General features: G+C 64.8%; 4 protein-coding genes. 3 read left to right on the forward strand and 1 reads right to left on the reverse strand.

Annotation, left to right across the window (positions count from 1 at the left end; translation table 11 throughout):
• Window positions 1-746 (reverse strand): aminotransferase class III-fold pyridoxal phosphate-dependent enzyme (locus EN750_RS16445; RefSeq protein WP_127397035.1); only part of this gene is annotated, 746 nt, incomplete at its 3' end.
• A gap of 242 nt (window positions 747-988) precedes the next feature.
• Between EN750_RS16445 and EN750_RS16450 the strand changes: the two genes are divergently transcribed.
• The 3 genes from EN750_RS16450 to EN750_RS16460 all read left to right on the forward strand — a co-directional run.
• Window positions 989-2128 (forward strand): efflux RND transporter periplasmic adaptor subunit, encoded by a 1140-nt coding sequence (locus EN750_RS16450; RefSeq protein WP_127397036.1) that lies wholly within the window; start codon window positions 989-991, stop codon window positions 2126-2128.
• Entirely contained in the window at window positions 2125-3204 is a 1080-nt protein-coding gene (locus tag EN750_RS16455; RefSeq protein ID WP_127397037.1) for an efflux RND transporter periplasmic adaptor subunit, read from the forward strand. The genes EN750_RS16450 and EN750_RS16455 overlap by 4 nt, the downstream gene beginning before the upstream one ends.
• On the forward strand, window positions 3201-5552 hold a 2352-nt coding region (locus EN750_RS16460; RefSeq protein WP_145967706.1), incomplete at its 3' end, for an efflux RND transporter permease subunit. The genes EN750_RS16455 and EN750_RS16460, both read left to right, overlap by 4 nt.

Here is a 5552-nt window from a genome sequence, read left to right on the forward strand (position 1 = left end):
TTGCCGGTGCGGGCAAAGCCGGTCTGCACTTCGTCGGCGATCAGCAGCATGCCGTGCTGGTCGCAAAGCTTGCGCAGCGCAACCAGGAAGTCACGCGGCGCGTCGTAGAAACCGCCTTCGCCCTGAACCGGCTCGATGATGATGGCTGCGACGCGGGCCGGATCGACATCGGCCTTGAACAGCCGGTCGAGCGCGGCCAGCGAGTCGGCGACCGAGACACCGTGCAGCGGCACCGGGAACGGCGCATGATAGACGTCGCCCGGCATGGCGCCGAAGCCGACCTTGTAGGGCACGACCTTGCCGGTCAGCGCCATGCCCATGAAGGTGCGGCCATGGAAGCCGCCGGCGAAGGCGATGACCGCCTGACGGCCGGTGGCATTGCGGGCGATCTTGATGGCGTTCTCTACCGCCTCGGCCCCGGTGGTGACGAAGATCGTCTTCTTCTCGAACTTGCCGGGCAGCATGCCGTTCAGCCGTTCGGCCAGGCGCACATAGCTCTCATAGGGCACCACCTGGTGGCAGGTGTGGGTGAAGCGGTCGAGCTGTGCCTTGACCGCCTCGATCACCCTGGGATGGCGATGCCCGGTGTTGACCACGGCGATGCCCGACGAGAAATCGATATAGCGACGTCCCTCGACATCCCAGATTTCCGAATTTTCAGCCCGGTCGGCATAGATCTGCGTGGTCATGCCGACGCCGCGGGAAATCGATTGGTTCTTGCGTTCGGAAATGGCTGAATTCTTCATCGTATCCCTCACCGGGCCGGCGCCCGTCCTGTTTGATGCCGTTGAGACGTCTTCTGACCTTATTTCACGTTTTCCTCAAGTCGGCACCACCGGCAGGCGATTGGGCCTGCGGTGGGCAGATCCGGCGCTTAACCAGTTGCCGATACACGTACGACACCGGTTTCCTTTTCCCGGGGATCGACTATCCTCTGGATGTCCACGAGGCATCGCGATCAGCGGGCGGCCCGCGGCCGGGGGAGCCCATGAGCAGGAACGTGACTTCGCCCGTCTCGCAGCCATCGGTCCAAGCTCCCGGTCTTTTGTCTTTTCCAGCCGCCCCAGCGCTTTTCGCCTGCACGGCTGCGCTGCTTTTGATCGGCTGCCAGAAGCAGGAAGCGGTGGACAAGAAACTGCAGATCATGGTGCGCACCGAAACGGTGGCGATGGCCGACTATGCGCCAAGGACCTCACTGACCGGGGTGATCGCGGCGCGTACGCTGAACAATCTGTCGTTCCGGGTCGGCGGTCGCGTCGCCGAACGGTTTGTCGATGTCGGCCAGCATGTCGATCAAGGCACGGTGCTCGCCCGGATCGATCCGCAGGAGCAGGAATCCGATTTGCGCTCGGCGCAGGCCGATCTCGACGCGGCGCAGGCGCAATTGACCCAGTCCGCCGCCGCCTTCGAACGGCAGAAGACGCTGCTCGCCCAGGGTTTTACCACCAGGCGCGATTATGACGCCGCGGACCAGGCCCTGAAGGTGGCACAAGGCAGCGTCGATGCCGCGCAGAGCGCTTTCTCCAACGCCCAGCAAAACCTGTCCTTCACCGAGCTCAAGGCCGGTGCCGCCGGCGTGATCACCGCCCGCCAAGTCGAAACCGGCCAAGTGGTGCAAGCCGCGCAAACCGTCTTCACCGTCGCCGAGGACGGTGATCGCGACGCCGTGTTCAACGTGCAGGAGACGCTGATCGCCAAGGCACCGGCATCGCCTGCGGTGACGATCACGCTGTTGTCCGATCCGCAGGTCAGGGCGACGGGCAAGGTCCGCGAAATCTCGCCTGCGGTCGACCCGGCCTCGGGCTCAATCCGGGTCAAAATCGCCATTCCCGACACGCCCGCCGGCATGCCGCTTGGGGCAGCCGTCATCGGCACGGTAAGCGCCAAGCCGGCGAAGGCGATCCTGCTGCCTTGGCAGGCGCTGACGTCCAGCGGCGGCAAGCCGGCGGTCTGGATCGTCGATCCCTCGACCAAGGCAGTGACGATGGCGCCGGTCGAAGTGCTGGCGTTCAATTCGGGCACGGTCGTGATCGCCAAGGGGCTGGACGCGGGCCAGAGCGTCGTCACCGCTGGAGGACAGCTGCTCAGCCCTGGACAGACGATCGAGATATCGGGAGCGGGCCAATGAGCCGGACGCCACGCATCCTGCTCGGCGTGCTCATGCTCGGCGCGCTGGCATCCTGCTCCAAGTCGGAGGAAAAGCCGCCCGAGATCGTCCGACCGGTGCTGTCGATGGTGATCGAGCCGCGCACCACGCAAATCTTCGGTTTTGCCGGATCCGTCGAACCGCAGGTCAGCGCCGACCTTGCCTTCCGCCTGCTTGGCCGGGTCGTCTCGCGCGACGTCCAGGTCGGCGACATCGTCAGCAAGGGCACGACGATAGCGGCACTGGATCCGACCGCACTGGAGTTGGGCCTCCAGGCGGCCAAGGCGGAACTGTCCAATGCCGAGGCGCAGCTCGCCAACGCCGCCGCCAGCGAGGAACGGCAGCGCCAGTTGCTCGCCTCGGCCAACGCCACGCAAGCTGTCTTCGATGCCGCGCAGCAGGCGCGCAAAGCCGCGGAGGCAGGTGTCGAGCGGGCCAAGGCTTCGCTTGCCAAATCGCAGGAACAGCTCGGCTATGCCAGGCTGTTCTCTGATTTCGACGGTGTCGTCACCGCGGTCGGCGCCGAAGTTGGCCAGACGGTCTCGCCCGGCCAGACCGTCGTCACCGTGGCGCGTTCGGACCTGCGCGAGGCGGTGGTCGACATTCCCGATCAATTGACCGGTGATCTTGAGGCCGGCACGCCCTTCCAGGTGATCCTGCAGTCGCTGCCGACGATCCAGACCGGGGCCAAGCTGCGCGAGATCGCACCGCAATCCGAGGGCTCGACCCGCACGCGGCGCGTCAAGCTGACGCTCACGGATCCGCCACAGGCCTTCCGGCTCGGCTCGACGGTGACGGCGACCCGCGTGACCAAGGTGGCACCGACGATCGAATTGCCCATGTCGGCGCTGTTCGAAAAGAACGGTTCCGCGAAAGTGTGGATCGTCGACCCGCAGACATCCAGCGTGAACGCACGCGACATAAAGGTCGCGTCGAAGAATGGCGGCACCTTCACGGTGGCCGAGGGGCTGGAGGCCGGCATGCGTGTTGTCACGGCGGGCGTCCACAGCCTGAGCGAAGGCCAGAAGGTGACAGTGCCCGAGGGAGGGGCCTCATGAAAGGCTTCAATCTCTCCGACTGGGCGCTCAACCACCGCTCCATGGTCTGGTATTTCATGCTGGTCTTCGTCGTGGCTGGCGTGTTCTCCTACCTCAATCTCGGCCGTGAAGAAGACCCCAATTTCACCATCAAGACGATGATCATCCAGGCCAACTGGCCGGGCGCCTCGGTCAGGGAAACCGTGCAGCAGGTGACCGACCGTATCGAGAAGAAACTCGAGGAACTCGACAGCCTCGACTACACCAAGTCCGTCACCACGGCCGGCCAGACCGTCATCTTCGTCAACCTGAAGGACACCACCAAGGCACGCGACGTCGTGCCGAACTGGATTCAGGTGCGCAACATGGTCAACGACATCGCGGCGCAGTTTCCGCAGGGGGTGCAGGGACCGTTCTTCAACGACCGCTTCGGCGACGTCTATGGCAACATCTACGCCTTCACATCGGACGGGCTGACGCCGCGCCAGTTGCGCGACTATGTCGAGGACGCCAGAACAAAAATCCTGACCGTGCCCAACGCCGGCAAGGTCGACCTCGTCGGCGCCCAGGACGAGGCGATCTATCTCGAATTCTCGACCCGCCAGATCGCCGCCCTCGGCCTCAACCAGCAAGCGATCGTGGCGAGCCTGCAGGCGCAGAACGCGATCACGCCGTCCGGCGTCATCCAGTCCGGGCCGGAGCGCATCAGCGTGCGTGTCGGCGGGCAGTTCACCTCCGAGGACAGCCTGCGCGCCATCAATCTGCGCGTCGATGACCGTTTCTTCCGCCTCAGCGACGTGGCGACGATCACGCGCGGCTATGTCGATCCGCCTACGGCACTGTTCCGCTTCAACGGCCAGGACGCCATCGGGCTCGCCATCGGCATGAAACCCAACGCCAACCTGCTCGAATTCGGCGAGGCGCTGCACAAGGAGATGGACAAGGTGCTGGCCGACCTGCCGGTCGGTGTCGGCGTGCATCTGGTGGCCGACCAGCCGGTCATCGTCGAGGAGGCCGTCTCGGGCTTTACGCGCGCGCTGTTCGAGGCGGTCGCCATCGTGCTCGCCGTGTCGTTCATCAGCCTCGGCATGCGCGCCGGCTTCGTCGTGGCGCTGTCGATCCCGCTGGTGCTGGCCATCACCTTCACGGTCATGGCCTATCTCGGCATTTCGCTGCAGCGTATTTCCCTGGGGGCGCTGATCATCTCGCTCGGGCTTCTGGTCGACGACGCGATGATCGCGGTCGAGATGATGGTGGCGCGGCTGGAGGTCGGCGACAATCTGCGCAAGGCGGCGACCTATGTCTACACATCGACCGCCTTTCCGATGCTGACCGGTACGCTGGTGACGGTCGCCGGCTTCATCCCGATCGGCCTCAACAACAGCGCCGCCGGCGAATATACCTTCACCCTGTTCGTGGTCATCGCCGTTTCGCTGCTGGTGTCATGGGTCGTGGCGGTGCTGTTTGCGCCACTGCTCGGGGTCACCATCCTGCCGGCGACGATGAAAACCAAGCATCACGACCAGCCCGGCCGCTTCACCTCGCTTTTCCGGCGCGTGCTTGTCGGTTCGGTGCGCCATCATTGGCTGACGATCATCGTCACCGTGCTTTTGTTTGCCGGCTCGATCGCCGGCTTCGGGCTGGTGCAGCAGCAGTTCTTTCCGCCATCGGACCGGCCGGAGCTGATCGTCGACTGGAACCTGCCGCAGAATGCCTCGATCGCCGATACGCGCGACCAGATGGAGCGGTTCGAGCAGCGGGCGCTGGTCGGCAATCCCGACATCGACCATTTTTCGTCCTATATCGGCCAGGGCGCGGTGCGTTTCGTGCTCGCCTATGACGTGCAGCCGGCCAACCCCTATTTCGGCCAGACCGTCATCGTCACCAAAAGCATCGCGGCCCGCAACCGGGTCAAGCCGGCGCTTGAAAAACTGCTGCGCGAGGAGTTCGTCGGCACCGACGCCTTCGTCAAGCCGCTCGAACTCGGACCGCCGGTCGGCCGCCCCGTGCAATACCGCGTCGGCGGTCCCGACATCCAGACGGTGCGCGAACTGGCGCAGCAATTCGCCGGTGTCATCTCCGCCAATCCAAAGCTAGCAGCGCCGACCTTCGACTGGAACGAGCCGCAGCGTGTGCTGAGGGTCGACGTGCTGCAGGACAAGGCACGCCAGCTCGGTATCACCTCCTCCGACATCGCCAGCGCGCTGAACAGCACGGTCGGCGGCGCCACCATCACGCAAGTGCGCGACGCCACCTATCTGATCAATGTCGTGGCGCGCTCGCGTGGGTCCGAACGCGGCTCGATCGAAACCTTGCAGAACATGCAGCTGCCGACCAGTACCGGCGAGGCGATCCCGCTCGCGGCCGTC

Origin of the sequence: Mesorhizobium sp. M7A.F.Ca.ET.027.03.2.1 (assembly GCF_003999175.1) — a bacterium.
In the GTDB taxonomy this organism is placed as follows: Bacteria; Pseudomonadota; Alphaproteobacteria; order Rhizobiales; family Rhizobiaceae; genus Mesorhizobium.

Bases quoted from the DNA above. Each gene is read 5' to 3' on its own strand.
- EN750_RS16455 (WP_127397037.1), top strand. From the start codon at position 2,125: ATGAGCCGGACGCCACGCATCCTGCTCGGCGTGCTCATGCTCGGCGCG.
- EN750_RS16450 (WP_127397036.1), top strand. From the start codon at position 989: ATGAGCAGGAACGTGACTTCGCCCGTCTCGCAGCCATCGGTCCAAGCT.